The 23,044-nt window shown below is 68.5% G+C and carries 19 protein-coding genes and 1 pseudogene; 13 read left to right on the top strand and 7 right to left on the bottom strand.

Annotation, left to right across the window (positions count from 1 at the left end; translation table 11 throughout):
• Positions 1-7: 7 nt before the first annotated feature.
• The 4 genes from QM019_RS08360 to QM019_RS08345 form a co-directional block, all read right to left on the bottom strand.
• Positions 8-1,300, bottom strand: coding sequence for an NAD(P)/FAD-dependent oxidoreductase (locus QM019_RS08360; RefSeq protein ID WP_282852595.1), 1,293 nt, complete (start codon positions 1,298-1,300; stop codon positions 8-10).
• Positions 1,301-1,613: 313 nt separating this feature from the next.
• Positions 1,614-2,522: a beta/alpha barrel domain-containing protein gene (locus QM019_RS08355; RefSeq protein WP_282852594.1), complete on the bottom strand. Its 909-nt coding sequence runs from the start codon at positions 2,520-2,522 to the stop codon at positions 1,614-1,616.
• Positions 2,519-3,736, bottom strand: a complete 1,218-nt coding sequence (locus tag QM019_RS08350) for a CaiB/BaiF CoA transferase family protein (protein ID WP_282852593.1) — start codon at positions 3,734-3,736, stop codon at positions 2,519-2,521. Before QM019_RS08350 ends, QM019_RS08355 begins: the two co-directional genes overlap by 4 nt.
• A gap of 22 nt (positions 3,737-3,758) precedes the next feature.
• Positions 3,759-5,225: a GntP family permease gene (locus QM019_RS08345; RefSeq protein WP_125107214.1), complete on the bottom strand. Its 1,467-nt coding sequence runs from the start codon at positions 5,223-5,225 to the stop codon at positions 3,759-3,761.
• A gap of 103 nt (positions 5,226-5,328) precedes the next feature.
• Between QM019_RS08345 and QM019_RS08340 the strand changes: the two genes are divergently transcribed.
• Both QM019_RS08340 and holA read left to right on the top strand, forming a co-directional pair.
• A complete protein-coding gene (locus QM019_RS08340; protein WP_282852591.1) occupies positions 5,329-6,084 on the top strand; it encodes an IclR family transcriptional regulator in 756 nt (251 codons plus the stop codon).
• Positions 6,085-6,284: 200 nt separating this feature from the next.
• Positions 6,285-7,301, top strand: coding sequence for a DNA polymerase III subunit delta (gene holA / locus QM019_RS08335; protein ID WP_282852590.1), 1,017 nt, complete (start codon positions 6,285-6,287; stop codon positions 7,299-7,301).
• A gap of 205 nt (positions 7,302-7,506) precedes the next feature.
• Here holA and rpsT read toward each other — a convergent pair whose 3' ends face one another.
• A complete protein-coding gene (gene rpsT / locus QM019_RS08330) occupies positions 7,507-7,773 on the bottom strand; it encodes a 30S ribosomal protein S20 (protein ID WP_125107220.1) in 267 nt (88 codons plus the stop codon).
• A 257-nt stretch (positions 7,774-8,030) separates the two neighbouring features.
• On the opposite strand from rpsT, the gene lepA reads away from it, so the two are divergent.
• Both lepA and QM019_RS08320 read left to right on the top strand, forming a co-directional pair.
• Positions 8,031-9,881 carry a translation elongation factor 4 gene (gene lepA, locus QM019_RS08325; protein WP_282852606.1) on the top strand — a complete coding sequence of 617 codons (1,851 nt, stop codon included), beginning with the start codon at positions 8,031-8,033 and terminating at the stop codon, positions 9,879-9,881.
• A 60-nt stretch (positions 9,882-9,941) separates the two neighbouring features.
• Positions 9,942-11,453: an Hsp70 family protein gene (locus tag QM019_RS08320; RefSeq protein ID WP_282852589.1), complete on the top strand. Its 1,512-nt coding sequence runs from the start codon at positions 9,942-9,944 to the stop codon at positions 11,451-11,453.
• A 31-nt stretch (positions 11,454-11,484) separates the two neighbouring features.
• Here QM019_RS08320 and trmB read toward each other — a convergent pair whose 3' ends face one another.
• Positions 11,485-12,417, bottom strand: coding sequence for a tRNA (guanine(46)-N(7))-methyltransferase TrmB (gene trmB / locus QM019_RS08315; protein WP_282852588.1), 933 nt, complete (start codon positions 12,415-12,417; stop codon positions 11,485-11,487).
• Between the two features lie 132 nt (positions 12,418-12,549).
• Here trmB and dapA point away from each other — a divergent pair, with 132 nt between their 5' ends.
• The 7 genes from dapA (at position 12,550) to QM019_RS08280 (ending at position 20,396) form a co-directional block, all read left to right on the top strand.
• Positions 12,550-13,524, top strand: coding sequence for a 4-hydroxy-tetrahydrodipicolinate synthase (dapA, locus tag QM019_RS08310; RefSeq protein ID WP_282852587.1), 975 nt, complete (start codon positions 12,550-12,552; stop codon positions 13,522-13,524).
• A gap of 72 nt (positions 13,525-13,596) precedes the next feature.
• Positions 13,597-15,300 carry a ribonuclease J gene (locus tag QM019_RS08305; RefSeq protein WP_282852586.1) on the top strand — a complete coding sequence of 568 codons (1,704 nt, stop codon included), beginning with the start codon at positions 13,597-13,599 and terminating at the stop codon, positions 15,298-15,300.
• Between the two features lie 75 nt (positions 15,301-15,375).
• On the top strand, positions 15,376-18,213 hold the full coding sequence (locus QM019_RS08300; RefSeq protein WP_282852585.1) for an FtsK/SpoIIIE family DNA translocase: 2,838 nt from the start codon (positions 15,376-15,378) through the stop codon (positions 18,211-18,213).
• Positions 18,206-18,862 carry a CDP-diacylglycerol--glycerol-3-phosphate 3-phosphatidyltransferase gene (gene pgsA, locus QM019_RS08295; protein ID WP_282827531.1) on the top strand — a complete coding sequence of 219 codons (657 nt, stop codon included), beginning with the start codon at positions 18,206-18,208 and terminating at the stop codon, positions 18,860-18,862. Before QM019_RS08300 ends, pgsA begins: the two co-directional genes overlap by 8 nt.
• Positions 18,859-19,614, top strand: coding sequence for a CinA family protein (locus tag QM019_RS08290; protein ID WP_282852584.1), 756 nt, complete (start codon positions 18,859-18,861; stop codon positions 19,612-19,614). The genes pgsA and QM019_RS08290 overlap by 4 nt, the downstream gene beginning before the upstream one ends.
• 113 nt (positions 19,615-19,727) lie before the next feature.
• Positions 19,728-20,078, top strand: coding sequence for a helix-turn-helix domain-containing protein (locus QM019_RS08285; protein WP_282852583.1), 351 nt, complete (start codon positions 19,728-19,730; stop codon positions 20,076-20,078).
• A gap of 93 nt (positions 20,079-20,171) precedes the next feature.
• Entirely contained in the window at positions 20,172-20,396 is a 225-nt protein-coding gene (locus tag QM019_RS08280) for a DUF3046 domain-containing protein (RefSeq protein ID WP_164509769.1), read from the top strand.
• Here QM019_RS08280 and QM019_RS08275 read toward each other — a convergent pair.
• Positions 20,393-21,187: a YwaF family protein gene (locus QM019_RS08275; protein ID WP_282827524.1), complete on the bottom strand. Its 795-nt coding sequence runs from the start codon at positions 21,185-21,187 to the stop codon at positions 20,393-20,395. The genes QM019_RS08280 and QM019_RS08275 overlap by 4 nt on opposite strands.
• Positions 21,188-21,510: 323 nt before the next feature.
• Between QM019_RS08275 and recA the strand changes: the two genes are divergently transcribed.
• On the top strand, positions 21,511-22,578 hold the full coding sequence (recA, locus tag QM019_RS08270) for a recombinase RecA (RefSeq protein ID WP_193127934.1): 1,068 nt from the start codon (positions 21,511-21,513) through the stop codon (positions 22,576-22,578).
• A gap of 109 nt (positions 22,579-22,687) precedes the next feature.
• Positions 22,688-23,044: pseudogene (locus QM019_RS08265) on the top strand (hypothetical protein); the annotation flags it as partial.

Genomic DNA, 23,044 nt, shown 5'->3' with positions numbered 1-23,044 from the left:
CGGCCGGCTACGGCAGGGGGATCGCGCGGCGCAGCGTTGCCGGATCGTCAACGGGCTCGGATGCGGTGCGCTCGACGAGCTCACGGGCGAGCTTTACCGAGTCCCAGACGTTCCAGAGCAGCACACCGCGCACGTGGCCCGCGTCATCGACGTAGTAGACCACGCCGGTTGTGAGGTCGGGGGAGCCGTCGTCGCCGGTCGCATAGTCCTCGACCACGGTATGGCGGGTGTCGAGCTCGCCGACGGCCTCGTAGCCGTAGTCGTACATGTCCGACCAGAAGAACGGGGTGGTGCGGTACGGCTTGCCCGCGCCCGCCATGTTGCGGCCGGCGAGCTTGCCCTGGGTCTCGGCGGCGTTGGCGTGCTCGACCCGGCGCTCACCGAGCCGGGCATCGGGGTAGTGGGCGACGTCGCCGGCCGCGAAGACGTCGGCCGCGGATGCGCGCAGCTGCTCGTCGACGATGATGCCGTCGTGCACCGTGAGCCCGGCCGCTTCGGCGAGCGAGGTGCGCGGGGTCACGCCGACGCCGACCACGACGGCATCGGCCGCGACCTCGGAGCCGTCCTCGAGCGCGACGGTGACGCCGTCATCCGTCTCGCGCACGCCCTTGAGTCGCCCGGTGATGACCTCGGCGTCGTGCTTGCCGTACTCGGCGGTGACCGCCTCGGCGAGCGCGGCGGGAAGCTGGTGCGCGAGCACCGGCACGACACTCGCGACGAGCGTGACCCGCACCTCGTTGACCGAGAGCACGGCCGCGACCTCGCTGCCGACGAAGCCGCCGCCGACCACAACGATGTGCGCACCCGGCCCCGCGAGCTCGCGCAAGCGGCGGTAGTCGCTCACGGTGCGGTACTCGATCACGCGCGGTCCGGGCTCGATGCCGTCGACCACGCGCGGCTCGGCGCCCGTTGCGAGCAGCAGCGTGCCGTAGCCGACGCGGCGGCCATCGGCGAGCTCGATCTCGTGCGCCTCCGGGTGGATTGCCGCGACCTCGACGCCGAGGTGGATGCGCGTGCCCGCGTCGGGCGCCGACTCCGAGCCCTCGGCGCCCGAGATCATGAGCGAGGCCTCGAGCGTCGCGTCGGCGTCAACCCAGAGCGTCTTCGAGAGGTCGGGACGATAGATGGGCGCCGCGACATCGGCCCCGAACATGCCGATCGTCGTGTCGGGCGATTCCGCCCGGATGCCCGCAATGGCCGAGGCGCCCGCCATGCCGGCGCCGACAATGACGTGGTCGTAGCGCGCGGCAACCTCGTCGGTGTGGACACCGATCGCGGTCGCGTCGAGGCGCGAGGCCACGCTGTCGCCTGACGCTGCATCGGCGGACCGAGCGTCCGGCGCACCCGCTGCGCCTGCGCAATCGAAGTCTTCTGCGGTGCTTGCTTGCTCGGTCATGACGCTCCCTTGTGCGAATCCCGTCACACCGGCGCCCGACGCGTCGGCGACGGAGCCGAACGAGCGGCCCCGCTACCCCGCATTCTAGGCAGGCGGGCCCGACCGGCCCTGGACGCGCATCCGGCCCATGGGCGTCGCGTTGGGCCCCAAACCGCGACCGAAATCGGCCGAAAACGGGCCCAAACGCAACGCCGACGAGTGCGGAGTGTCAGTGCGGCTAGCGCAGCGTCCAGGGGAAGGCCTGCGCCTTCTCGCTGAGCGCGCCGCCGAGCACCCGCGCGCGGTCGCCCTCGCCGAGCGTCGACGTGATCTCCTGCCCGAGTCCGACGAGCGTCGCAAACGACTCGGGCGTCGCCCACGAAGGCCGCAGACCGAACGCGAGGTCCTCAGTCGCGGTGTTGCCCGATGCACCTGGCGCGAACGGGCAGCCGCCGAGGCCGCCGAGCGCCCCATCCAGCGTCACCGCGCCAGCCTCGACCGCCGCCAACGAGTTCGCGACGCCGAGGCCCCACGTGTCGTGCCCGTGAAACACGACGGGCAGTCCGCGCCGTTCGACCGCGAGCGCAACGCGTCGCCGCACCTCGGCGGGGTCGGCCTGCCCGAGCGTGTCGGCGATCACGACGTGGGTCGCGCCCTCGGTGCGCGCATCGCCGAGAATCCACTCGAGTCGCTCGATTGGCACGACGCCTTCGAACGGGCACGTGAACGAGGTTGCGATGCAGAGCTGCACCTGGCCGTCGGGGCCGGCAGCGGCAATCGCCTCCGGCATCGCGGCGAGCGACGTCTCGGTGTCGCGGCCGATGTTCGCGCGGTTGTGCGAATCGGATGCGCTGAAACAGTACTGAAAGCGCGTCGCGCCCGCCGCGCGGGCGCGCTCGACGTGGCGGGGCGTGGCCACCCAGATCCAGCAGCGCGACAGCTCTTGAGGCGTGAGCTGCGCGACAACGTCGAGGGTGTCGGCCACGGCGGGCACGAGGTCGGGCCGCGCCATCGAACCGATCTCGAGCTCCTCGACGCCGAGCGCGAGGAGCTCGCGCACGAGCGCGACTTTCCGCTCGGTCGGCAGCGGCTTGCCAGTGAGCTGCAGGCCGTCGCGCAGCGTCACGTCACGAATCGTCGGGGTCATCGAATTTCCTCCTCAAGTGCGGCACGTCGTGCCGCATCCCAGCCGAGCCACTCCTCGAGCACCTCGCTCGTGTGTGCGCCGAGGTCGGGGCCCGGATGCGACACCGGCAGCGAGCGCTCGCCGAGCACGGGCACGATGCCGGGCATCGCGACGCCCTCGCGCAGCCCGGCGCCGTCGTGAATGTCGAAGCGCTGAATCATGTCGCGCGCCGCGAACTGTGGGTCGACCGCGACGTCCTCGGCGGTCGAGATCGGGCCCGCGGGCACGCCGACCTCGTCGAGGATGCGCAGGGCCTCGGCCGCGGTGCGCTGGCCGGTCCACACGCCGATCGCGGCGTCGAGCTCGTCGCGGCGCGCCCAGCGGCCCTCGTTTGAGGCAAGCGTCGGGTCGTCGCCGAGGTCAGGGCGCTCAATGATCTGCATGTAGCGCTTGAAGATGCCGTCGCCGTTGCCAGCGATGACAATCGACTTGCCGTCGCGGCAGAGGTACGCATTCGACGGCGCGATGCCCTCCATGCGCCCGCCCGTGCGCTGGCGGCGGGTACCGTAGGCCGACCAGTCGGCGACGAGCGACTCGGTGAGCGAGAGCACTGCCTCGTTGAGGCCGACGTCGACGAGGCGACCGGCGCTCGCGGGACGCCCCCGCTCGCGCTCGAGCAGGCGCATCACAGCGCCGAACGCGGCGTAGATGCCCGCGACCGTGTCGCCAATCGAGAAGCCGGTGCGTGCCGGCGGACGGTCGGGGTCGCCGATCATCTCGCGCATCCCGCCGTAGGCCTCGGCAACGGCCGCGAAGCCGGGCTGGGGCGACATCGGGCCGGTCTGCCCGAAGGCCGAGATGCGCACAATGACGAGCCCCGGGTTCGCCTCGGCGAGTGCGGTGGGCGACATGCCCCACTTCTCGAGCGTGCCCGGGCGGAAGTTCTCGACGAGCACGTCAGCCTCGCGCGCGAGCCCAAGCACCGCATCCCGCCCGTGCGGCGAGCGCAGGTCGAGCTCGATCGAGCGCTTGCCGCGGTTGATCGTGCGGTAGAGCATCGACGTGTCGCCGGCCTCGAGGCGCCAGCGGCGCAGCTCGTCGCCGGTGCGGGGTCGCTCGACCTTGACGACGTCGGCGCCGAAGTCGGCGAGGATCTTGCCAGTGGTCGGCGCGGCAATGTAGTTGCCGAGCTCGAGCACCTTGAAGCCGCTCAGCGGCAGGGATGTGTCGGTCATGGCGGGGACTCCTTCGCGACGATTAGAGGAAAACGGAGAGCACGAGCACGCAGCACAGCGCGACGACCGACGACACCGAGACGCCGACGGTGACGCTCTTCAGCGCACCGCGCACCGACTGGCCGAGGAACGACTGCAGCAGCCAGAACGTGTTCGAGGTGACGTGCACCAGGAACAGCGCGCCGGCGCCGGCCGCGAGGCCGATGAGCACGGGGTTGATACCGAGTTGCACGGCGACCGGTGCGAGGATGCCCGCAGCGGTCATCGCCGAAAGCGTCACCGAACCGACGGCGACGTGGAGGATCGCGGCGATCGCCCACACGAGCAGGATGGGCGCGAAGGCGCTCGCGCCGAAGTAGCCGGTGAGCAGGTCGCCGAGCGGGGTGGCCGCGATGACGCCGGCGAGCGCGCCACCGACACCGGTGAGCGCGAAGATCTGGCCCGCATCCTTGAAGCCGTGCACGAGGGTGCGCTCGAGCTCGTCCTTCGGCAGCGCCCAGCGGCAGATGAGCGCGGTGCCGATCACGCCGAGCAGCAGGGCGATCGCGGGCGCCCCGAGGAACTGGATGGCCGGGATCTCGACCTCGAGGATGTCGAGGATTGCACCGGTCGCGATGAGCAGCAGCGAGAAGATGAGCGGGCCGAACTGGGCGAGCAGCGGCATCGTGCGCGAGCGGTCGGCGATCGCAGGGTCGAGCTCGTCGACGTCGAAACCGGTCGTGGTGTCGGCGGGGTAGTCGACGCTGCCGCGACCAGTCGCGACGGGCACGGCACGGGTGGCCCCAGCAACCGAGCGGGCGTGCTCGTGCGCGACCTCTTCGACGACGGTCTCGTCGTCGATCATCGCGAGCTCGTCCTTTTCTGGGTTCCAGAAGCCGGCCTTCATGACGATGGTCATGATGAGCGTTGTGATGAGCACGGTCGGCACCACCACGACGAAGCCCCAGAGCATCATCTGGCCGATCGGAATGCCGAGGGCGGCCGCGATCATCACGGCGCCGATACCCGGCACCATCAGCGCGATGCCGGTCTCGAGGCTCACTGCGAAGACGGTGCTCATGATGCCAACGCCGGCCTTGCCGAGGCGCGGAGCGATGCGGCGGGCGAGGGGCGCGGCGATGACGATCATGACGTCGACGAAGATCGTCTGCAGGTACGTGGCGAAGGAGACGGCGATCGCGTACGGCACGCCCTTCGGCCCGAACACTCGCAGCAACGTCTCGACAAGCCGGGAGACAGCGCCGAGGCGGTTGAGCATCGAGCCGATGAGCACGCCCCATGCGATGAGGAGGCCGGCCTCAGCCATGGTTTCGCCAAAGCCGGTCGCCATGGTTTCGACGGTGCCGGATGCACCGAGCCCGCCGCCGAGGCCGATGGCGGCCGCGCCGATCGCGAGGGCGATGACCGGGTTGACATGGAAACGCACGATGAGCAGCACGACGCCGACGATCGCGACGCCGACCACCGCAAAGATGGACCATTCGGGCATGAGGGAGACCTCTCCGTTGAGGTAGCAGATTCGGGACGTCTCACATCGTAGAGCGATTCCCGCCATGTGGAAACTTCGGGTGTGCGCTGGCTAGGCTGGTGGCATGCAGGAAGCACCGCTGTTGGTGCTCGAGAAGATCACCGCGATCCTCGACGCCTTTTCATTGCGCAACGATGCGCTCACCGCCGCCGACATTCGTCGCGCGACGGGCATCCCGAATTCGACGTCGCACCGCCTGCTCGGCAACCTCGTCGCGAACGGCTTTCTTGACCGCGACGGCGACCTCTATTCGATCGGCTCGCGCATGGCCTACTGGGCCGGCCCGGCCGTGCGCCGCCTCGACATCGTCGACCTGCTCGCGCCCGCGCTCACCGCGCTCCGCGATGAGACCGAAGAGACCGCAGTGTTCTTTCGTGCTGAGGGGCTGTCGCGCGTGTGCATCGGCGTCGTCGAGACGCGCCACGGGCTGCGCCGCGAGATGCGACTCGGGCGCATCATGCCGCTCCACGTCGGCTCGAGCGCGCGCGTACTGCTCGCCTGGACGCCGGGCCTGCTCGACGAGGTGCTCGCGCATCCGCTCGAGTCGCTGACGAGCGAGACGATCATCGACCCGGATGCGCTGCGCCGCGTCGTCGACGAAACGCGCGCGCACGGCGTCGCGATCACCACGGGGGAGCGGGTCGAGGGCGCGAGCGGCATCGCGGCGCCGGTGTTCGACCGCAACGCGACGCTCGTGGGCGCGCTCGGCATCATGGGCCCAACGCTGCGCCTCGACGCAGACCGCCTCGCCGAGCTCGTCGACCCGGTCGTGCTCGCCGCCGACCGCCTTACCCAGTCGATGGCCGGCCGCGCGCCGTAGCCGCGGCCGCGCCGGCCTCGCCCGCCCCACGGTGTCCCCGATATCCCAGTTTTCGCGCAAAAAGTGGGATGTTGGGGACACCAAGTCATCCGAACGCGGATGCGCGGGGTGCGGCAGCGCGCGGCGTCGCCGAACGTGTGGACAGCGGGGTCGCGGCCAGCGCGCGCCGACTACCATGGGCAGTCGGCAGAAGGAGCGCGATGGCACAGCGAAAAGGCGCGGCGAAGACGAAGTCGCAGAAGGCGACGCTCGTTCCGTGGCGCGAGGTGCGCCCCGCACCCATCGTGCTCGTCAGTGGCGCTGAGGACTTCTTCGCGCGCGAGGCGACCTCGCTGCTCCGCACCCACCTGCGCACCGAAGACCCCTCGCTCGAGGTGCACGAGTTCAACGCGAAAGAGTATGTGCCCGGCGACCTCAGCACCGTGGTCACCCCGTCGCTCTTCAACGAACCCCGCCTTGTCGTGGTCGACCAGGTGCACGAGGCCGTCGAGGGCTTTATCGAGGAGGCGCTGAGCTTCGTCGCCGCGCCCGTCGACGATACGACCCTCGTGCTGCGCCACAAGTCGGGCAATCGCGGTAAGAAGCTGTTGGATGCGGTGCGCGCGAGCGAGTTCGCGATCGAGGTCTCGTGTCAGCCGCTCAAGGCGAACGACCTCTCCGGCTTCCTCCGAGACGAGTTCCGCATGCAGCAGCGACGCGTCGACAACGACGCCGCGCAGGCGCTCATCGCTGCGTTCAACACGAGCCTCGAGGAGCTCGCAGCGGCCGCGCGGCAGCTCATGAGCATTGCGCCCGACACCGACATCACCGCCGAGATCGTCAACCGCTATTACGGCGGTCGCGTCGAAACCACGGGCTTCAAGATCGCCGACTCGACAATCGCCGGGCGCCTCGCCGACGCCCTGATGCTCGTGCGTGCCGGCTTCGACACGGGGCTCAACCCGGTGCCGATCGTCTCGGCCATCGCGATGAAGCTGCGCATGATGGCGAAGGTCTCGGGCCTCGGCGGCTCGGATGCGCAGCTCGCCGGGCAGGTCGGCGCGGCCCCCTGGCAGGTCGGGCAGGCCCGACGCGAGCTGCGGGGCTGGAGCGATCCCGAGCTCGGGCGCGCGATTCGCCTCACCGCCGAGACCGACTTCATGGTGAAGGGCGGCTCGCGCGACGCCGAGTTCGCGGTCGAGCGCCTCGTGCGCCGCATCGCGACCCGCGACCTCTAACCGACTTCGCGCCCCCGCATATCCGCGCGGCACCCTCCGTACCCACGCTCCTCGACGCGTGGGTGTTGCGTTTGGGTCCCTCCCGCGCCAGTTCTCGTCGATTTTTGGGGCCAAATGCAACACCCATGGATGAGCTGGGGCCCGACCGCCACGGAAACGACGAACGCCCCGCAACACAGCGGGGCGTTCGACAAGATCGAGGTGACTAGGCCTCGACGCCGTTCACGAGCTTCGCGATGGCCGACTTGCGGTTCGCGGCCTGGTTCTTGTGAATGACGCCCTTCGAAACAGCCTTGTCGAGCTTCTTCGTAGCGTAAGCAAGGGCGGTAGCGGCCTGCTCCTGGTTGCCGGTAGCGACGGCCTCACGCACGCGACGAATCGCGGTGCGCAGCTCCGACTTGTAGGCACGGTTGCGCTCGGTCGCCTTGCGGTTGGTGCCGATGCGCTTGATCTGCGACTTGATGTTTGCCACGTAACTACTTTCGTGAAGAGAATGAATGGATTCGCCTCGAGCGGGTAGAGGGGCCGCCGTCAGCATCGCGTCGAGTGGGGTACGCGTAAGCCAGCGCCCAACTTTACCAGGAATCCACCCTCACCGCGCCCCTAACTTTCTCGAGCGCGCAGCGCCTCGGGAGGCGCCGCCGGGCACGGGCCACGGGCCCGCCCCGCTAAACGAACCACCCGACGACGCGCATCCGCCCCCAGGAGCATGGGACAATGGCCGGTACCATGCCGAATCAGCCTGAGATCCTGCAGCCGCTCGCGACGCCCGCCGAGCGCATCCGCAACTTTTGCATCATTGCGCACATCGACCACGGTAAGTCCACGCTGGCCGACCGCATGCTGCAGCTGACCGGCTCGGTCGAGGACCGCGTGATGCGCGCCCAATACCTCGACAAGATGGACCTCGAGCGCGAGCGCGGCATCACGATCAAGTCGCAGGCCGTGCGCATGCCGTGGCACACCTCCGAAACCGGCGACTTCATCCTCAACATGATCGACACCCCGGGCCACGTCGACTTCTCGTACGAGGTGTCGCGCTCGCTCGCGGCGTGCGAGGGTGCGATCTTGCTCGTCGATGCCGCACAGGGCATCGAGGCGCAGACCCTTGCGAACCTCTACCTCGCGATGGAAAACGATCTCGAGATCATCCCAGTGCTCAACAAGATCGACCTGCCGGCGGCCGACCCTGAGCGCGTCTCGCTCGAAATCTCGAACCTCATCGGCGGCGATCCGGCCGACGTCCTCCGCGTCTCGGGCAAGACGGGCGCGGGCGTGGCCGAGCTGCTCGACCGCATCGTCGAGCGCATCCCGGCGCCGGCGGGTGACAAGGATGCGGCCCCGCGCGGGCTCATCTTCGACTCGGTCTACGACACCTACCGCGGCGTTATCACCTATGTGCGCATGGTCGACGGATCAATCCGCGCCGGCGAGAAGATCAAGATGATCTCGACCGGCGCGACCCACGACCTGCTCGAGCTGGGCGTCTCGGCGCCCGAGCCGAAGCAGGCAAAAGGGCTCTCGGTGGGCGAGGTCGGCTACCTCATCACCGGCGTGAAAGATGTGCGCCTGTCGAAGGTGGGCGACACCGTCACCGCCACGAAGAACCCCGCGAGCGAGGGCCTGCCCGGCTACGTCGACCCGAAGCCGATGGTGTTCTCGGGCCTCTACCCGATCGAGGCCGGCGACTACACCGACCTGCGCGAGGCGCTCGACAAGCTCAAGCTCGAGGATGCGGCGCTGAGTTACGAGCCCGAGACTTCGGTTGCGCTCGGCTTCGGTTTCCGCGTTGGCTTTCTCGGCCTGCTCCACCTCGAGATCATCACCGAGCGCCTCCAGCGAGAGTTCGACATTGACCTCATCACCACGGCACCGTCCGTGACCTACGACGTCGTGACCGAGGACGGCGAGACGCACCACGTGACGAACCCCTCGGAGTTCCCCGAGGGCAAGATCAACGAGGTGCGCGAGCCGATGGTGAAGGCGTCGATCCTCGTGCCGAAGGACTACATCGGCAAGGTCATGGAGCTCTGCGAGCAGCGCCGCGGCCGCCTCGAGTCGATGGACTACCTCTCGGAGGAGCGTGTCGATCTGCGCTACGTGCTGCCGCTCGGCGAGATCGTCTTCGACTTCTTCGACCAGCTCAAGTCGCGCACGCAGGGCTACGCCTCGCTCGACTACGAGCCCATTGGCGATCAGGCCGACGACCTCGTCAAGGTCGACATTCTGCTGCAGGGCGAGAAGGTCGACGCGTTCAGCGCGATCGTGCACCGCGACGCGGCCTATAGCTACGGCACGATGATGGCCGAGCGCCTGCGCAAGCTCATTCCGCGCCAGCAGTTTGAGGTGCCGATTCAGGCCGCCATCGGCGCGCGCATCATCGCCCGCGAAACGATCCGCGCGATCCGCAAGGACGTGCTTGCCAAGTGCTACGGCGGCGACATCAGCCGCAAGCGCAAGCTGCTCGAGAAGCAGAAGGAAGGCAAGAAGCGCATGAAGATGGTCGGCCGCGTCGAGGTGCCGCAGAACGCGTTCATCGCTGCGCTGTCGGGCGACGTCGAGGAGTCGAAGAAGAAGTAGCGAGGGCGCGACCGGGCGACGCAGGGTCGCGCGTCACGCGTGCTTGGTACGGTCTGCCGCATGCGACTCGGCATCGATTTCGGCACCACGCGCACCCTCGTCGCCCTCGTCGACCGCGGGAACTACCCGGTGGTCGGCGTGGAAGACGGCCTCGGCGACCCGCACGAACACATCCCCTCGGTCGTCGCGCTCGCGGGCGACCGCATGGTCTGCGGCTGGGATGCGCTGGCCCAGCCCGGCGCGCATGCCCGCTCGTTCAAGCGCCTGCTTGGCACGGCGGATGCGTCGGCCGGCACCCCGGTGCCGATCGGCGACGAGACCCGCCCGCTCGGCGAGGTGCTTGCCGCGTTCGCCACGCACGTCGTCGAGCAGCTGCGCCAGCATCCGCTCGTGCGTGACCGTGAGGCGGCGGGTGACCGCGACCTCGAGGCGGTGGTCGGTGTGCCCGCGAATGCGGGTAACGCGCAGCGCCTGCTCACGCTCGACGCCTTCGCCCGCGCCGGAGTGCACGTGCTCGCGCTCGTCAACGAGCCGAGCGCGGCCGCGTTCGAGTACAGTCACCGGCACGCACGCACCCTGAACTCGCGGCGCACGGACGTGGTCATCTACGACCTCGGTGGTGGCACGTTCGACGCCTCGCTCGTGCGCATCGACGGCGCCGAGCACGAGGTGCGCATGACTTCGGGCGACCCACACCTCGGCGGCGACGACTTCGACGAGCGGCTCGTCGGTCTCGCGCTCGGTACGGGGGAGGACCTCTCTACCCTCCCGAATGCCGAGCGCGAGCGGTTACTCGCGGAGGCCCGCACTGCGAAGGAGCGGCTCACCCCGCAGACCCGACGCCTGCTGCTCGAGCGGGGTGACGACGATGTCATCGTGCTGGTCTCCGACTTCAACGAGGCGGCGACGCCGCTCATTGAGCGCACGATCGCAGTGATGGCGCCGAGCATGGCCGCCTCGGGCGCCGAGTCCGGCGATCTCAGCGACTCCGACATCGCTGGCATCTACCTCGTCGGCGGAGCGAGCGCGCTGCCGCTCGTGCCCCGCCTGCTGCGCGAGCGCTTCGGCCGGCGCGTGCACCGTTCGCCGTACCCGGCCGCATCGACCGCGATCGGCCTGGCGATCGCCGCCGACGCGAAGTCCGACTACTGGCTGCGCGACCGCTCATCGCGTGGCATCGGCGTGTTTCGCGAGCGCGAGGGCGGCCGCGCAGTCGACTTCGACGTGCTCGTCGAGGCGGGCGACGCCGTGGCCGGTGCGACGACGACGCGCGAGTACCGGGCCGCGCACAACGTCGGCTGGTTCCGCTTCGTCGAATTCACCCGCGGCGCCTCGGGCGTGGGTAACCTCACGACGCTCGCCGAGGTGCTCGTGCCGTTCACCGATGAGCTCGCTGCGCAGGACCGCGCGGCAGGCGGCGCGCTTGCGCGAGTGCCGGTCGAGCGCCGCGAGGGCGGCCCGCTCGTGCGCGAGGAGGTGTCGATCGATGCGAACGGCATCGTCACGATCACCCACGACATCCCGGAGCTCGGGCTGCGCAAAGCCTCGCGGTTGCGCCGCGACGTGAGCTAGCGAACCGGCTCGAAGTTCGGCAGGCCCGGAGCTAGACGCGAACCCCCACGATGTCGTGTGGCGGGCGCCCCGCCAGCTCGCCGCGCTCCTCGAAGTGCGTGAGCAGCCGCCCTTCGTAGCGGGGTGCGAAGCCGCCGCGCTCGGGCTCGCGGTCGGCCGGATCCGGTCGCTCGCCGGCGTGTGGGTTCGTGAAGAACTCCGAAGCCTCGATGACGTCGCGCATCTGCCAGGCGTAGTTCTCCCAATCGGTCGCGAGGCGCCACGTACCGCCCGGCTCGAGCACGCCGGCAATCGTTGCGGCGAAGAGCTCGTTCACGAGGCGGCGCTTGTGGTGGCGCGCCTTGCGCCAGGGGTCGGGGAAGAAGGTCCACACCTCGTGCGCGAGGGGGTTCGCCGAATTCGGATGCGCGGGGTCGCGCCGCCCGGTCGTGCGCCCGGTGCCGTCGACGCCGACGCCGTAGCCGCCCTGAACATCCTCGTCGACCTGTGCCACCTCGAGGCCGAACACGATCGGCAGCGCCTGCGCCGCATCCGCTTCGATGACCCGCACGTTCTCGACGCCCGCGCGGGCGAAGTTGCCGACGCAGCGTGCTGCGCCCGGGTGCCACGCCTCGAAGGCGAGGAAGTTCCAGTCGGGGTGCTGCAGGGCCGCGTGGGTCAGCTGCTCGCCGTTGCCGGGGCCGATCTCGACCACGAGGGGCGCCTCGCGGCTGAACTCGGCGTTGAGGTTGATGCGCGCATCCGCGGCGATTGTGGCGATCGTCGGGCCGGCCGGGAAGTCGATGAGGTAGCGCGGGCCGTGCTGCTCAAGCACCTCGTCGAAGTCGCGCGACATCCGGTTGTGGCCGCGCATCGAGAATGAGCGCACGCGAAACTTCGCGCGCGAGCTCGCCGACGACTTGCCGGTGCCGGCGTTCTCAGCGGTCTCGGGCGTCGATTCGGTGGCGTCAGGCTGTTCTGGCATGACACCTATTGTCGCGGTAACACGCACGGGCGCGAACCCGGCACGGCGAGCCGCCCCACCACACCCGACCCCGCCGCATGTTTCCGGGGGCGGACTCGGCCAGAGATCACCGCACGCGGTACCCTGGATGCCGTGACTGCAGTAAATCCCTTCGGCCAGGTTCTCGTCGCCCTCATTACCCCAATGGACCACGACGGGGAAGTTGCATGGGACGACGTCGAGCGCCTCGTCGACCACCTCGTATCTCACGGTGCCGACGGCATCGTCGTCTCCGGCACGACCGGCGAGACCTCGACGCTCACCGATGCCGAGAAACTGCAGCTCATCAAGGTCACGAAGTCGGTGGCGAACGGCCGCGCAAAGGTGATTCAGGGCGGCCCCTCGAACGAGACCGCCCACGCGATCCAGCTCGCAAGGCAGTCGGCCGAGGCCGGCGCCGACGCCGTCATGGCGGTCACGCCCTACTACAACAAGCCGACGCAGGCGGGCCTGCTCACGCACTTCCGCATGGTTGCCGACGCGACCGACCTGCCGATGATCGTCTACGACATCCCCGGCCGCGCGGGTGTGCCGGTGAAGCGTGAGACCATTCAGCGCCTGGCGAAGCACCCGAATATCCTCGCGGTGAAGGATGCCAAGGGCGACCTCGCCGAGGTGTCGCAGGTGCTCAACGAGACCGACCTGCTCTATTACGCAGGCGACGACGCCATGGCGCTGCCCGAGCTCGCGATCGGTGCGACCGGCCTCATCGGGGTGACCGCGAACATCGCGCCGCAGCCGTACCGCACCATCATCGACGCCGTAAACCGCGGCGACCTGGCCACGGCGACCGCCGAGCACAAGCTCCTCGAACCACTCGCCCGCGCGACGATGACGCACATCCCCGGCACCGTCTCGACCAAGTACATCCTTCACGGCCTTGGCCGCATCTCGACGCCCCGCGTCCGCCTGCCCCTCGTCGGGCCGGAGGAGTGGGAGGCCGAGATGATCGAGAACGACATCGCCAAGGTGCAGGGCCTCCACGGCATCGACTTTTCCAACTTCCGCCCGGATCGCAACGCCGCCGCCGGTGGCGCTCTGCCGAAGATTGCCGGCACGACGCGCTAGGCGTCATCCCACTGCGACCGCGCCCGCCGGGCCATCCCGCGCATCCTGCGGTTGCCAAACCGACAGGTAACTATGTCAAACGAAATAACCGAATCAATTCCGGTGCAGCTGCCCCCGCTCGCCCGAGACACGATGCGAATCATCCCGCACGGCGGCCTCGGTGAGGTCGGTCGCAACATGACGTCGTTCGAGCTCAACGGCAAGATCTTCATCATCGACGTCGGCGTGCTCTTCCCTGAATCGACGCAGCCCGGCGTTGACCTGATCCTGCCCGACATCGAGATCATCCTCGACCGCCTCGACGACGTCGTGGGCATCTTCCTCACGCACGGCCACGAAGACCACATTGGGGGTGTGCCGTACCTGCTCAAGCGCAAGCCCGACATTCCCCTCATCGGCTCGCCGCTTACCCTCGCGCTCGTCGAGGCGAAGCTCAAGGAACACCGCATCACGCCGTACACGCTGACGGTGCACGAGGGCGACGTCGAGGAGTTCGGCCCGTTCCGTGCGGAGTTCTGGGCCGTGAACCACTCGATTCCCGACTCGCTCGGCGTGCACGTCACGTCGAAGGCCGGCAGCTTCATCCACACGGCCGACCTCAAGATGGACCCGACGCCGATGGATGGGCGACTCACCGACATGCGCGCCCTCAGCCGCTTCGGTGAGCAGGGCGTCGACCTGTTCCTCTGCGACTCGACGAACGCCGAGGTTGCGGGCCACTCGGGCTCCGAGATGTCGGTCGCCCCGGCGATCAACGAGGCCGTGCGCACGAGCACGGGCCGCGTCATCGTTTCGAGCTTCGCGAGCCACATTCACCGCGTGCAACACGTCATTAACGCTGCTGCCGCGAACAACCGCAAGATTGCGCTCGTCGGCCGCTCGATGGTGCGCAACATGGGCATCGCCCTCGACCTCGGGTACCTGCACGCGCCCAAGGGCGTCATCATCGACTACAAGAAGGCGCTCGACCTGCCGCGCGACCGCGTCGTGTTCGTCTGCACCGGCTCGCAGGGCGAGACGCTCGCCGTGCTCAACCGCATCGCGCAGGGCGACCACGCGATCGAGGTGGGGGAGGGCGACCGTGTCGTGCTTGCCTCGAGCCTCGTGCCGGGCAACGAGGTGCCCGTGTCGAACATGATCAACAACCTCATGAAGGCCGGGGCCGACGTAGTGCACAAGGGCAACGCCCGCGTGCACGTTTCGGGTCACGGCTTCGCCGACGAGCTCCTCGCCGCGTACAACGTCATCAAGCCGAAATACGCCATGCCGGTTCACGGCGAGTTCCGCCACCTCACCGCGAACGCGAACATCGCGGTGAAGTCCGGCGTCGAGCGCGACCACACGATCGTCACCGAGAATGGCGGCGTCATCGATCTCGCGGGCGGCGTGCCGAAGAAGGTCGGGGAGGTGCCGGTCGGTTTCGTCTACGTCGACGGCAAGACCGTCGGCACCGTCACGGAGGACGACCTCAAGGACCGTCTCGTGCTCTCCTCCGAGGGCTTCATCTCGATCTACACCGTGATCGACCCGGCCACCGGCAAGATCATCGCGGGTCCCGAGTTCCACGCTCGCGCCTTCGCGCCCGACGACCGCGTGTTTGAGTCGCTCGTGCCGCAGGTGCGCAAGGCGCTCGAGGATGCGCTCGACGACGGTGTGCGCGACACGTACCGCCTCTCGCAGGCGGTACGCCGCGTCGTCGGCCGCTGGGCCGGCACGAAGCAGCGTCGCCGCCCGATGATCGTGCCCGTCGTCACCTTCGCGAACACCGGCGAATAACCCCCGAAGGGCAATTCTCGGCCACTCCGTGGTAGTGCCGGGGCGTAGTTGCGCCTCGGCACTACCCTGGTAGTTATGCCGAATACTGCCTCCAACCGTGGGAAGAAGGGGTCCGGGTCCAACTCCACCCGCTCCCGCGGCACCGCGAAAAACGACACCAAGGTCCAGTTCACCAACGAGGAACTGGGGCTCGGCGCGCGCGCCTGGAACGGTTTTGCCCACAGCATGGGCGGGGCCGCCCGGGCGCTCGGACGCGACACTCTCGCGAAAGAAGACCGCCGCGACACCTTCCCGACCGCCCTCGTGCTGCTCGGCATCATCGGCGGCGTCACGCTCTGGTTCTTCCCCGGCAACGTCATCGCCGAGAACCTCAACGCCTTCAGCTTCGGCGGACTGTTCGGCCTCGTCGCCTACGCGATGCCGATTGTGCTCGTTGGCCTCGCGCTCTGGCTCTACCGGCACCCCGCATCCGTCTACGACAACGGGCGAGTGTTCACGGGGCTCGCGATGGCACTGTTCAGCGCCGCCGGCATCTGCCACCTCCATGCGGGCCAGCCGCAGCCGGCCGAGGGCATGCCCTCGCTCGCCCGCGCCGGTGGCATCTTCGGCTGGATGGTCGGCGGCTCGCTCGGCTTCATCATCACGATCATCGGCGCGACGATCGTGCTCGCGCTTATCTTCGTACTCTCGCTCTTCGTACTGACGAAGACGCCGCCGAGACAGCTGCCGTCGCGCATCGTCGAGGGCTGGAACTGGCTCGTCGGCGCCGAACACTCGGCCGAGGCGAAGGGGCAGGATGTTCCCGCAGCGCAGGAGGAACCAGCCCGCAAGCCCACCGACGACGACGTGCCGTGGTGGCGCCGCAACGACACCGGGCGCGAAGAAGACCCGGCCTACGACACGCCGCTCGTCGACCCGAGCAACCGCGAGGGCAGCGACGCGACGAAGGTGCTCGACACCGAGGCGAAGGGCCGCAAGGGCCGCAAGCGCCGTCGCCGCGACGACGAGACCGAGGTGCTCGGCCTCGACGTGTTCGACGAGGTGCAGGCGCCCACCGACGGCTCGGCGCCGCAGGACTTTGGCGCGCCCGCCCCGCTCGAGAACCCGACCGAGGTGCTGCCGCCGATGCGCGGCGACACCGCGCCGATCCCTGAGACTCCGAAGCGCACTGCGCCCGCCGCTGCCGCCGCAGCTGCACCCTCGGCTCCAGCGCCGGCCGCGTCGAGCGAGCCGAGCGAGGCCGACGCGCTCGCGGCGGTCGAAGAGGATGAGACAGCGAGCTGGGACACCCGGGCCGAGCCGAGCGACGAGCAGGTGGCCTATCAGCTGCCGGCCACGCGCATCCTCGAACGCGGCGAGGCGCCGAAGTCAAAGACCGAGGCGAACGAGTCGACCATTGAGGCGCTCAACCAGACCTTCAAGTCGTTCAACGTTGACGCCCAGGTGACCGGCTTCTCGCGCGGCCCGACCGTGACGCGCTATGAGGTTGAGGTCGCGCCCGGCACGAAAGTCGAGAAGGTCACGAACCTCTCGAAGAACATCGCCTACGCCGTGCGCTCGAACCAGGTGCGCATCCTCTCGCCGATTCCCGGCAAGTCGGCGATCGGTATCGAGATTCCGAACACCGACCGCGAGACGGTGCAGCTCGGCGACGTGCTCGCCTCGCAGAAAGCGCTCAAAGCGCACCATCCGATGACGATTGGCGTGGGCAAAGACGTCGAGGGTGGCTTCGTACTCGCGAACCTCGCGAAGATGCCCCACCTGCTCGTCGCCGGTTCGACCGGTTCGGGTAAGTCGAGCTTCGTGAACTCGATGATCGTCTCACTGCTCATGCGATCGAAGCCCACCGAGGTGCGCATGGTGCTCGTCGACCCGAAGCGCGTCGAGCTCACGCCATACCAGGGCGTGCCGCACCTCATCACCCCCATCATCACGAACCCGAAGAAGGCCGCCGAGGCGCTCCAGTGGGTCGTGAAGGAGATGGAGATGCGCTACGACGACCTTGAGAACTTCGGGTTCCGGCACATCGACGACTTCAACGCGGCGATCCGCGCGGGGCAGGTCGAAGTACCCGAGGGGTCGAAGCGCAAGCTCAAGCCCTACCCGTACCTCCTCGTCGTCGTCGACGAGCTCGCCGAGCTCATGATGGCCGCGCCACGCGACGTCGAGGACTCCATCGTGCGCATCACGCAGCTCGCGCGCGCCGCGGGTATCCACCTCGTGCTCGCGACGCAGCGCCCCTCGGTCGACGTCGTCACCGGCCTCATCAAGGCGAACGTGCCCTCGCGCCTTGCCTTCGCCGTGACGAGCTCGACCGACTCCCGAGTGATCCTCGACCAGACCGGTGCCGAGACGCTGATCGGTCAGGGTGACGCGCTGTTCTCGCCGCAGGGCTCGAAGCCGATTCGCGTGCAGGGCGCGTGGGTGAGTGACAAGGAGATTCACCAGGTCGTCACGCACGTGAAGTCCGAGGCGAAGCCCGAGTACCGCGCCGACGTCACGGCGCCAGCCGAGAAGCGCGAGATCGACTCCGACATCGGCGATGACCTCGAGCCGCTGCTCGCGGCCGCCGAGCTCGTCATCACCTCGCAGTTTGGCTCGACCTCGATGCTGCAGCGCAAGCTCCGCGTCGGCTTCGCGAAGGCGGGGCGACTCATGGACCTGCTCGAGTCGCGCGAGATCGTCGGCCCTTCTGAGGGCTCGAAGGCGCGTGACGTGCTCGTCGCTCCGGATCAGCTCGCCGAAGTGCTCGCGATGCTGCGCGGCGACGGTCCGCCGCCGGCGGCGCCCTCGGGCGACGACGATGACGCCGACCCGTACGGCGACGACCCGATCGAGGCGAAGTACGAGGGCCTTGAAGAGGTCGAGTCCTCCGAGTCCGAAGACGCATGGGAGCTGACCGGTCGTGACTGACCCCCGCAACGCCGCCGAGCGGCCCCGCATCTGGCGACGCGGCGACGGGCCGGTGAGCCCCTGGGCGGTGCCCAACCTCATCACGATGGTGCGCATTCTCTTCGTGCCCGCGTTCGTGTGGGTGATGCTCGCGGATGCGGGCGAGCACGGTGCCCTGCGCTGGGTTGCGCTTGCGCTGTTCGTCGTCGGCATCAGCTCGGATGCGGTCGATGGCCACCTCGCGCGCAGCCGCAACCTCATCTCCAACCTCGGCAAGCTGCTCGACCCGATCGCCGACAAGGCGCTCACCGGGGCGGCACTGATTCTGCTCAGCGTGCTCGCCGAGCTGCCATGGTGGGTGACGATCCTCATCCTCGTGCGCGAGCTCGGCATCACCGTCTGGCGACTCATCGAGGCCCGTCGTATCGTGCTGCCCGCCGGTCGCGGCGGCAAGCTCAAGACCGTCATGCAGGCGGTTGCGATCTCGCTCGCGATCGCGCCGTTCCCGGCGCTGCTCGGCGACTGGATGCACTGGGTGAACGGCGCGTTCATGTCGGCCGCGTTCGTTCTCACCATCTGGTCGGGAATCGACTACCTCGTGCGGGCATACTGGCCAAAGAAGCACGACGGTGGCGCACCGTCGGCCACGACAGTGGGGGAGCAGGCATGAGTGATTCATCCTCGAGAGACGATGCGACCCAGCCAGTCGACACCGAGCAGGCCGACTACTGGGAGGCCGAGGTGATCGACCCGATCAACGTTGAGGGCGGCGCGCAGGCCGTGCCACTGCCCGAGGGTGCCGAGGCTGAGGCGGCCGCTGCGGCGCCTGCTGGCGACGCCCCGGTCGACGACGCGATGCCGCCACTGCCCGCGGTGCCCGCCGAAATTAACGTGATCCCGGCCCAGACCGCTGAACTCGGGCAGGTGCTTATCGAGGCGGGCCTCACGATTTCGGTCGCCGAGTCGCTCACCGGCGGTGAGCTCGCGGCCGAGCTCGTGCGAGTGCCGGGCATCTCGGCGTCGTTCCAGGGCGGCACCGTCGCCTATCAGTTCGCGGCGAAGCGCGAGCTGCTCGGCGTCGAACGCTCGCTGCTCGCGGCGGCCGGCGCCGTGCATCCCGAGGTCGCGCAGCAGATGGCCGCGGGCGTGCGCAAGCAGTTCTCGTTCAAGGGCGAGAAGCCGGTCGACATTGGTATTTCGACGACCGGCGTCGCCGGCCCCGAGCCCGCCGACGGCCAGCAGCCCGGCACGGTGTTCGTCGGCATCGACTCGATCTTCGGCGACCGCGTCGTGCAGCTCGACTTCAGCAACCTCGTGCGCGACGACGACCCGGTCGGCTCGCGCCACCGCATCCGCATCGCCACGGTCGAGGCCGCGATCTTCAATCTGCTCGAACACCTGGCCGAAGCGCCGCGACGCTGAAAATTTTCCGAGCGAGCTGACGTGATCGGGAATGCGCACGATCAGTTCACGGTTGTACACTTCATGGTTCGCGATCCATGCGAGCCAACGAACTTGAGGAAGGGAGGTTCCGTATGGTGCTAGTTCGACACGAAATGGGCGAGGTGCTGCGGGACGTCCGTCTACGCCGCGGCGACACGCTCCGACAGGTGGCAGGCCGTGCATCGGTGGCGCTCGGATATCTCTCCGAGATTGAGCGTGGGCAGAAAGAGGCCTCGAGCGAGATTCTCGCTTCGGTCGCTGAAGCTCTCGACACGCCGCTGTCGACGATCTACCACGAGGTTGGCAACAGCCTTGCGAAGAGCGAAACGCTCATCGCGCGCGAACGCCAACTGGCGCAGGTGCAGCAGGTTATTCCCGACACCGTTCCGGACAACCTGCTCAACGGGCCCGCTCGTCACGAGCAGGCAGTCTCGACGCACTAACCCGAACCAGCACTCGGCCCCGAACAGCTGCGCTGCTCGGGGCCGAGCCGGTTTTCCATGGTGGTGCGGCATCGGGTCGTTAGGCTGGTGGGTATGCGATTGAGCGAGTTTCAGCGAGCGGTCCGCGACGAGTTCGGCGAGGCCTACGGGGCGTCCGTCGTGCGCGACGTCGTGCTCGGCCCGCTCGGCGACCGCACCGCGAAGCAGGCGCTCGACGAGGGGGAGGACGCCCGCGACGTCTGGCTCGCGCTCTGCGACGCGATGGATGTGCCGCGCAACCGCTGGTACGGCGTCGGCCTGTTGCCGCCCTCGAACTAGGCCGTCACTGCCGGCTGCGGGCTGAGCTCGGCGCGGACTGGGACGCGACGGCGACGCACGAAGCCCGGCTTGTCGGCGGGCCCGGATGCGGCAATCGCGCGCCGCGTCGTCCACGGCCAGGTCATGAGTGACCAGACGATCGCGACGAGCAGCAGCTCCCAGAGCACGTAGCTCGGCCACGGCCCGAGCGCGTCGAGCAGCGAGATGCCGCGCGGCGGGTGCGAGAGGTAGCCATAGTTTGCACCCGTGATCGCGTTGACGATCATGGCGATTGCCACCCAGGCGCAGGTGATGAGGTAGGCGAGCACGAAGCCCTTCCAAGTGGGTTGGTAGCCCGCGCCCCAGATGAGCACGAACGGCACGAGGAACACGGCGACGTGGAGCACCCAGTAGAGGGTGAACTCGAGGGTCGGGTTGACGAAGTAGTTGAGGTCAGGCGTGAGCACCGACATGAGGTTCAGCGTCAGGCCCCAGAAGTACGAGACGAGCACGGCCCACGGCGTGCGGGTGATGAGCGCGATCGCGGCGAAGATGCGCAGCCCGTCCGAGAAGTGGAAGGGGAGCGACTCGTTGAGGTTCCAGTTCACGGGCAGGAAGCCCCACGCGAGCCAGAAGACTGCGATTCCCAGCAGCACCCAGCCCGAGACGGTGAGGATGCGCTCGAACCGTTCGGTGCCGTTCGCGCGTCGAGCCCAGATGGTGAGCAGAACGGCGAGCACAACCGTGATGGCGAGCACGATGAGGTGCTCGGCGCCGTAGGCGGTCATGTGGCCGATTGGTTCGGGCGCCATGGTCACTCCTGCTGCTCGTTGCCTGCTGGTAGCACCAGCCTAGGTGGGCGAAGCGGGGCGGATGCGCGTTCGTCAGATTCGAAAGCCGGGCGCGACACGCCCGCACATGTTCGAAACATTGTTCGAGCGGGTGTAGTGTCAACCGTGCGAGCTGTGGAGCGGATCTTTTCCACAGGCGGGCGAGCAACTGCGATGCATGTCGGAGGCTCGACCTAGCCTGACGGCATCAGGTTCGAAACCCGGTCGCAGCCCTGTCGAAGTGCTCTACATCAGCGCAAGACAGCCTGTGGGCACCAACATACCGACTCCAAGGAGCATCCAAAATGGCAGCACCAAAAGACCGCGAGAAAGCCCTCGAAAGCGCACTGACGCAGATCGACCGCCAGTTCGGTAAGGGGTCGGTTATGCGACTCGGCAGCGAAGAGCGCGCCCCCGTCGACAGCATCCCCACCGGCTCCGTCGCGCTCGACGTCGCGCTCGGCGTTGGCGGCCTGCCTCGCGGCCGCGTCGTTGAGATCTACGGCCCGGAGTCGTCGGGTAAGACAACCCTGACGCTCCACGCCATCGCCAACGTGCAGCGTGCCGGCGGCATCGCCGCGTTCATCGACGCCGAGCACGCGCTCGACCCCGAGTACGCGAAAAAGCTCGGCGTCGACATCGACCAGCTGCTCGTCTCGCAGCCCGACACGGGCGAGCAGGCGCTCGAAATCACCGACATGCTCGTGCGCTCGGGCGCCGTCGACCTCGTCGTCATCGACTCGGTCGCAGCGCTCACCCCGAAGGCCGAGATCGAGGGCGAAATGGGCGATGCCCACGTCGGCCTTCAGGCCCGCCTCATGTCGCAGGCCCTGCGCAAGCTCACGGGTGGTCTGAGCCAGACGAAGACCACCGCCATCTTCATTAACCAGCTGCGTGAAAAGGTTGGCGTCTTCTTCGGCAGCCCCGAGACCACCTCGGGCGGTAAGGCACTGAAGTTCTATGCCTCGGTGCGCCTCGACATTCGCCGCATCGAGACACTGAAGGACGGCGGCGACGCCGTCGGTAACCGCACCCGCGTCAAGGTCGTCAAGAACAAGATGGCCCCGCCCTTCAAGCAGGCCGAGTTCGACATCCTCTTTGGCGAGGGCATCTCGCGCGAGGGGTCGCTCATCGACTTCGGTGTCGAGCACGGCATCGTCACCAAGTCGGGCTCGTGGTTCACCTACGAGGGCGACCAGCTCGGCCAGGGTAAAGAGAACGCGCGTCGCTTCCTCAAGGAACATGACGACGTCGCGCTCGAGATCGAAGACAAGATCCTCGTGAAGCTCGGTGTCCGTCAGGGCGCCGAGGCCGAAGCCGACGAGCCCGTCTACGACGAGGCCACCGGCGAGATCATCGAACGCATCGCGTAGTCGACCCAGGGGCGGGCATGGTCATTCGTGACGATGCCCGCCCCACTTCGATGCATCGGAGCGCTGACACATCGATGCGTTCGCCGAGTCTCACGGAAGGTGTTCTCACATGACCAACGACCAGAACCGCGGCGCCGATGGGCTCGCCCCGGTCATTGCATTCCCCAGCCGCCCGACGGCCGAAGCGTCCGCTGACGCCGATGACGGCGCGCTTGCCGAGGCCGAGAAGGCGACGCAGCTCGACCGGCTGCGCGCCCGCATCACGAGCGTCGAGCAGGGCGAGGCACAACCCGAGGCGACACCGAGCAACGCGGCCCGCTCGAACGTGACGGCCCTGCCGTCGGCGGCGCAGCCTTCGGCCTCCCAGAAGTCGGCGCCCCAGACGTCGGCGCCCCGCCTCTCGGACACCGAGCGGCCGGCGACCCGCGCCGTGGGGGGGGCGGCGGGGCCCCCCCCCCCCCCCCCC

Origin of the sequence: Gulosibacter sediminis (genome assembly GCF_030011715.1) — a bacterium.
Taxonomy (GTDB): Bacteria; Actinomycetota; Actinomycetes; order Actinomycetales; family Microbacteriaceae; genus Gulosibacter; species Gulosibacter sediminis.
This window is presented reverse-complemented; position numbering and strand designations above follow the sequence as displayed.

Bases quoted from the DNA above. Each gene is read 5' to 3' on its own strand.
- QM019_RS08285 (WP_282852583.1), top strand. From the start codon at position 19,728: ATGGTGCTAGTTCGACACGAAATGGGCGAGGTGCTGCGGGACGTCCGT.
- QM019_RS08290 (WP_282852584.1), top strand. From the start codon at position 18,859: ATGAGTGATTCATCCTCGAGAGACGATGCGACCCAGCCAGTCGACACC.
- QM019_RS08280 (WP_164509769.1), top strand. From the start codon at position 20,172: ATGCGATTGAGCGAGTTTCAGCGAGCGGTCCGCGACGAGTTCGGCGAG.
- QM019_RS08340 (WP_282852591.1), top strand. From the start codon at position 5,329: ATGCAGGAAGCACCGCTGTTGGTGCTCGAGAAGATCACCGCGATCCTC.
- recA (WP_193127934.1), top strand. From the start codon at position 21,511: ATGGCAGCACCAAAAGACCGCGAGAAAGCCCTCGAAAGCGCACTGACG.
- QM019_RS08355 (WP_282852594.1), bottom strand. From the start codon at position 2,522: ATGACCCCGACGATTCGTGACGTGACGCTGCGCGACGGCCTGCAGCTC.
- QM019_RS08350 (WP_282852593.1), bottom strand. From the start codon at position 3,736: ATGACCGACACATCCCTGCCGCTGAGCGGCTTCAAGGTGCTCGAGCTC.
- QM019_RS08275 (WP_282827524.1), bottom strand. From the start codon at position 21,187: ATGGCGCCCGAACCAATCGGCCACATGACCGCCTACGGCGCCGAGCAC.
- QM019_RS08345 (WP_125107214.1), bottom strand. From the start codon at position 5,225: ATGCCCGAATGGTCCATCTTTGCGGTGGTCGGCGTCGCGATCGTCGGC.
- QM019_RS08305 (WP_282852586.1), top strand. From the start codon at position 13,597: ATGTCAAACGAAATAACCGAATCAATTCCGGTGCAGCTGCCCCCGCTC.
- holA (WP_282852590.1), top strand. From the start codon at position 6,285: ATGGCACAGCGAAAAGGCGCGGCGAAGACGAAGTCGCAGAAGGCGACG.
- QM019_RS08300 (WP_282852585.1), top strand. From the start codon at position 15,376: ATGCCGAATACTGCCTCCAACCGTGGGAAGAAGGGGTCCGGGTCCAAC.
- QM019_RS08320 (WP_282852589.1), top strand. From the start codon at position 9,942: ATGCGACTCGGCATCGATTTCGGCACCACGCGCACCCTCGTCGCCCTC.
- trmB (WP_282852588.1), bottom strand. From the start codon at position 12,417: ATGCCAGAACAGCCTGACGCCACCGAATCGACGCCCGAGACCGCTGAG.
- lepA (WP_282852606.1), top strand. From the start codon at position 8,031: ATGCCGAATCAGCCTGAGATCCTGCAGCCGCTCGCGACGCCCGCCGAG.